Here is a 3,196-nt window from a genome sequence, read left to right as displayed (position 1 = left end):
GCTCTATCTCATGCAGCCCGAAGCTCGGCACCGTGGTGACGACCGAGGCGCCCGGCACCAGGACGGCGCGCGAGATGGCGGCGATCATCTCCTCGGAACCATTGCCGGCAACGATCATGCCAGGATCGATCGCCAGTTTTTCGCCAAGCGCCGCCCGCAGCGCCGTGCAGGCCGGATCGGCATAGCGCCATGGCTCGAAGGATGAGGAGGCCAATGCGGCCATGACGGCGGGAGAACACCCATCCGGGTTCTCGTTGCTGGCCAGCCGGGCGACATCGTTGCGGCCACTCAGCGCCCGCGCCATCGCGATGTTCATGCCGGCATTGTAGGGCGGCAAGGCGGCGATATGCGGATTGAGCGGCAGGCTCGACGCTGGTTTGACCGACTGTTCCAAATCCCGACTTCCGTTTCCCCGCGCCCACGCGCGGCAATCTTGTCAAATATCGAGGACGACTGATCCGCGCGGCTTGGAGCAGCACAACAGCACTTCGCTGCTTCCAAGCTCGTCCAGCGGTTCCTCGAAATAGGCGATGTCGCCCGAGATCAGCCGCGACTTGCATGTGCCGCAGATGCCGGCCCGGCAGCTGAATTCCGGCAACAGACCTTGGTTCTCGGCGAAGTCGAGCAACGATACGGCCGAGCCATCCCAGACGGCCGTCAGGCCCGACTTCCGAAATTCCACGGTTGTCGCTTCCCCGGCCGGCTCGATCCTTGCCGGCTGCGCTGGAACCGCGGGAACTCGCACTGCATCGGGCTCAAGCACCGTCGCCGGGCCGAAGAATTCGTAGGCAATGCGATACCTTGGCGCGCCAAGCTCGCGCAGCATGACGTAGATCGCCTGCATGAACGGCGGCGGGCCACAGAGGTAGAAATCATAGTCATCGATCGGCAGCAAACGCTGCAGCACGTCCCGCGAAATCATGCCTTCGCTATGAAAGCGCTGCTCGGCCTTGTCGCGCTCGGACGGGAGCCGGTAGCAGAAGTGTGCGGTCAGGCCGGGACGGGTCGAGACCAGGTCGGTCACCTCATCGCGCAAGGCATGCACATCGCCGTTGTCGCAGGCGTGAATGAAGACGGCACGGCGGTCCGGCAACGAAGCCAACGCATGCAGCATCGACACCATCGGCGTCAGCCCGACGCCGCCGCTGAGCAGCACGACTGGACGGTTGCTGGCCTTGTCGAGCACGAAATCGCCGCGCGGCCCTTCCGCCTGAAGCACATCACCGACGTCGATACGGTCATGCAGGAAGCACGAGCTTATCCCATCGGGAAGCCCCGGCCCGGGTGCTGCCTCACGCTTCACACTGATCCGATAGGAAGCGCTGTCTGGGGAACAGGAGATACTGTAGTTGCGCAGCACATATCCCCTTTCGCCGGCGGCCTCCCGCGCTACCGGAATCCGGAACACCAGGAACTGGCCCGGCTGGAAGTCGCGCCAGTCCTGTGGATCGACCGGCTCGAGATGGAATGAAGTGATGAGGGCGCTTTCGCGCACCTTCGCGACCAATTTCAGGTCGCGAAATCCGCTTCTTGCGATGGTGTCGCGAGCGGTGAATGCATTCATTCGGCAGCTGCCAATTGCTGGCTCTCGCTGGCGATCAGCTTGGCCAGGTTCCGGCGAAAGCGCAGCGGTCCGACATCTATCTTCAGATCGAGATTGGGCGTGCGCTTGTTTGCCATGCCCTTGTGCACGGCATTGAGCACGGTGCGGTCCTCGTCGAAGGCGCCGCGCACAGAGGTGGCGAACTGGCGGGAAACCTCCAAATCGTCGGGGGCGAAATTGCGCATCTGGAACCAGTAATATTTCGTCTGGTTCTCATCGACCGGCGTCATGAAGTTGTAGCTGTCCATGAGGAACACGTCCTCGTGCAGCGGCTTGCCCTCGCCGCCGGTGCGGGCCGGCACGAAGATCGCCTTGATGATGGCGTTGGAGGGGTAGCGCACTTCGTAGTGCTGCTTGCGGTCGCAATTGCCTGAGAATTTGAGGAAAGGCGCATAGAAGGGCGCCGGCGCGGCATCGACCACCCAGCGCCACACGGTCACGCCGTCCGCGCCTACGGTGGTTTCGAGTGGCGCATCCTCCATCGCCTGAACGCCGCCGAAGGAGGACTGGTGGACCCAAGACACATGCGAGGGGTCGAGCAGGTTGTCGGTCATGTAGAGGTAGTTGCAATCGAGCGCCATGGACTCGCCGCGATTGACGCCCCATGCCGGATCGCCCCAGTGGTCGACCGCGAAAATCAGCGCGGGGTCGGCCTTTGCCGCTTCGCCCATCCATATCCACAGCAGCCCGTAACGTTCGGCGATCGGATAGGAACGAACGCATGCCACATGCGGTATCTTTTCAGCACCGGGCACGCGCGTACAGGTTCCGGTGCTGTCGAAGGTCAGCCCGTGATAGCCGCATTCGACAGTGTCGCCCTTGATGCGGCCCATGGACAGCGGCAGCTTGCGGTGGGGACAGGCATCCTCGAGCGCCGCCACCACGCCATCGGTCCGGCGGTAGAGGACAATGTCCTCGCCAAGTATCCGGGTCGGCACCAGCCTGTCGGCGACCTCATGGTCCCATGCGGCAACGTACCAGCAGTTTCGAAGAAACATGGCGTCCTCCCGAGCTTGTGACGCCTAAACGAATATCTTGCGGGCCTGGGACGACATAGGGCTTGCATCTGTGTTCTATTTTAGAAAAACTAAATCAAGCTGACCCCAGGATTGTTGCCCAGGTGAAGAAGACGCCCCCACTGCGTGCGATACAGGCCTTCGAGGCTTTCGGCAGGCGTGGCAGTGTGACGGCGGCCGCCAACGAACTCGGCGTCTCCGTCGGCGCGGTCAGCCAGCAGATCCGCAAGGCCGAAGACGCGCTGGAGGCGCGGCTTTTGGAACGGCGCGGCAGGAGTGTCGCCCTCACCGCGCTGGGCCGCGTTTACCACGCAGCGGTTGCCGTCGGCTTCGAACACATTCGCGACGCCCAGGATCTCATCGAACAGGCCCGGTCCGCGGACACTTTGACCATCTCCTGCCTGCCGTCGTTGGCCAGCAAATGGATCGGCCCGCAGCTCCTGGATTGGCAGGTCGACCACCCCGGCGCGACCGTGCGGCTGGTGGGCGCCGAGACGGAGCCAAGGCTGGGCGCCGAACAAGTTGACTTCCGTATTTCGTACGGCACGAAATATCGTGATTTCGAGCACTACACCGA

The 3,196-nt window shown here is 63.0% G+C and carries 3 protein-coding genes and 1 pseudogene; 1 reads left to right on the top strand and 3 read right to left on the bottom strand.

The genetic code is table 11. The annotated features are described in order from the left end of the window. The 3 genes and pseudogenes from ENZ75_RS26245 to ENZ75_RS26235 all read right to left on the bottom strand — a co-directional run. A pseudogene (locus ENZ75_RS26245) lies at positions 1-394 on the bottom strand (histidinol-phosphate transaminase); the annotation flags it as partial. 42 nt (positions 395-436) lie between these two features. After that, positions 437-1,564 (bottom strand): 2Fe-2S iron-sulfur cluster-binding protein, encoded by a 1,128-nt coding sequence (locus ENZ75_RS26240; RefSeq protein WP_063168716.1) that lies wholly within the window; start codon positions 1,562-1,564, stop codon positions 437-439. Next, a complete protein-coding gene (locus tag ENZ75_RS26235; RefSeq protein ID WP_013530418.1) occupies positions 1,561-2,601 on the bottom strand; it encodes an aromatic ring-hydroxylating dioxygenase subunit alpha in 1,041 nt (346 codons plus the stop codon). The genes ENZ75_RS26240 and ENZ75_RS26235 overlap by 4 nt, the downstream gene beginning before the upstream one ends. Positions 2,602-2,723: 122 nt before the next feature. Here ENZ75_RS26235 and ENZ75_RS26230 point away from each other — a divergent pair. Next, the coding region (locus ENZ75_RS26230) for a LysR family transcriptional regulator (protein WP_127224426.1) at positions 2,724-3,196 on the top strand (473 nt) is incomplete at its 3' end.

Source organism: Mesorhizobium sp. M7A.F.Ca.CA.002.04.1.1, from assembly GCF_004022805.1.
Lineage (GTDB): Bacteria > Pseudomonadota > Alphaproteobacteria > Rhizobiales > Rhizobiaceae > Mesorhizobium > Mesorhizobium ciceri.
Note: the sequence above shows the minus strand (reverse complement) of the source record. Positions and strands in the feature narration are given on the sequence as shown.

Coding starts and splice junctions, on each gene's coding strand:
- ENZ75_RS26235 (WP_013530418.1), bottom strand. CDS start 2,601: ATGTTTCTTCGAAACTGCTGGTACGTTGCCGCATGGGACCATGAGGTC.
- ENZ75_RS26240 (WP_063168716.1), bottom strand. CDS start 1,564: ATGAATGCATTCACCGCTCGCGACACCATCGCAAGAAGCGGATTTCGC.